This window comes from Romboutsia sp. (genome assembly GCF_035470145.1).
GTDB lineage: Bacteria > Bacillota > Clostridia > Peptostreptococcales > Peptostreptococcaceae > Romboutsia_D.
In genome coordinates this window covers 1-1,759 of sequence record NZ_DATIRC010000035.1, presented here as the reverse complement: position 1 = coordinate 1,759, position 1,759 = coordinate 1, and the positions used below count along the sequence as shown (strand labels likewise).

Below are 1,759 nucleotides of genomic sequence, written 5' to 3'. Positions count from 1 at the left end.
ATAAAAAGTATCAGGTAATCTGTTAAATTGTTCAAAATATTTTATACTAAGAGGGATACCATATTCTTCAACAAGACGATTATTTAATTCAATTCCAATACCTACATAGTCATATATCATGATATATTCCCTTAATTTATTTTTAATACTATCAACGCTAATTAATTTATAGGCATCTGGATTATTATTGATTAGATTAGATTGGTAAGCAAGCTTAAAGAAAAAAGGATTTGCATTAACTTTTAATTTTGAAATTGAATCTACTGAAATATCATTGCTCAAATTAAGAAGGTTGCCAAAAAGGGTGTCTCTAATTTGTTGAAACATGATTCTGGATTCAAAAAATATGGAGTCTGCTGTAGCATCGTCTATGAGTTGTTTAACAAGTTTAATTTCGTTTAAATGACTCTTACGGTTTTCGTTCCAATTATTAACTTGAAGCGCAAGTAAAATACCAACCATTACAAGCAGAATTTCTCCAATAGCGTATTTTAGATAATTGGCGGTTTTGCCTTCTTTTAAAAGGTTTTGACGAATGTTTCTGAACAACTTAATCATTTGATCTTTTGTTTAATTCTTTATCCAATAGCTCAAGTACTTCTTTTGACACTCTAATATAACCGCTTATTCTCGATTGTCCATTTCTTGCTTCATTACTTTTTGAATCTAAATATCTTAAAAACCGCTCGTCTTTATAATCTTCCAATTTATATCTTACTTCATCGATAAAAGTAGAATTGTCTGTTTGTACGACGTCATATTCAAAAATTTGCCATTTTAAATCATCTAAATTTTGGTGACTATTTTCACCTGAAACATAATTGATTAATTTTGTTGTTCTTGGGCCTACAAAATCATAGAAATGAATGAGTTCGTTTCTTAAGGAATCGTTGGTTACTTTATCAATGCCAGAAGCCTTTAAAGCTTCGTATGCTCCATCGCTGTATTGAAATACAAATCCAAAACCAATTTTTAAAGCATACTTGTTGAACTCATCCGGATTGATGTGGTCCTGTTTTAACATGTTCATTAAAACTTTACAAAATGAATCCAGATCTTTTATTCTGGTATCCAATAACTTTTGTAAATAGGTATTATCATCTTCAATGGCAGTTTTGATCTCTTTCAGCATTTTAAGTTCAAACCTATCCGATTTTTTTTGTTCGTTCCAATTATTGATCTGTAATGCCAAAAGAATTCCTATCATGACAAGAACAATTTCGCCAATAGCATATTTTAGGTAGTTGGATGTACGTCGTGCTGAAGGTTCTTCTGATACCAATTGTCTGCGAATTTTATTAAAGAGTTTTGCCATTAGTGCTAATTTTTTTCAAAAGTTGGTTGGCCAATTCTATAGCCATTTTATAAAGTCCGTGTTGTTGCTTGATTTGAAAATGTCTTCCAAAAATCATAGCTTCCAATTGACTATCATTTAAAAAACTTGCCTTGTCAATGGGTTTGGGTATTCTGGGATCGTCTTTATAATATTCCTGAACCGATTTCCAAAGGGTTTTTGAATTTACAGTGAAACTGTAATGTTCAAAAAAGTAGGGTTCATACCGAATCTTAATAAATGTATTTGAAATTTCTTCACGAGCTGAGATATTATCAAGAACATTATAATAATTTAAAATCATATCCTGGATGTCAGGATCTATATAGGTTAATTCTCCAGAAATGTTAATAGTTTCCAATCCGTTTTTTATAGGGTTTGTTGTCTTTTCAAGTAAAAGGTAGGATATATACATTGTCGTTTTAT

Annotated in this window: 3 protein-coding genes; all 3 read right to left on the bottom strand. The window is 30.4% G+C overall.

The window, feature by feature from the left end:
• Positions 1-558, bottom strand: a 558-nt coding sequence (locus VLM92_RS01470; RefSeq protein ID WP_325274580.1) for a DUF6090 family protein, incomplete at its 3' end; no start/stop codon positions are given.
• Positions 551-1,315 (bottom strand): DUF6090 family protein, encoded by a 765-nt coding sequence (locus VLM92_RS01465; protein WP_325274579.1) that lies wholly within the window; start codon positions 1,313-1,315, stop codon positions 551-553. The genes VLM92_RS01470 and VLM92_RS01465, both read right to left, overlap by 8 nt.
• Positions 1,299-1,759 (bottom strand): hypothetical protein (locus tag VLM92_RS01460; RefSeq protein WP_325274578.1); only part of this gene is annotated, 461 nt, incomplete at its 5' end. The genes VLM92_RS01460 and VLM92_RS01465, both read right to left, overlap by 17 nt.

Bases quoted from the DNA above. Each gene is read 5' to 3' on its own strand.
- VLM92_RS01465 (WP_325274579.1), bottom strand. From the start codon at position 1,315: ATGGCAAAACTCTTTAATAAAATTCGCAGACAATTGGTATCAGAAGAA.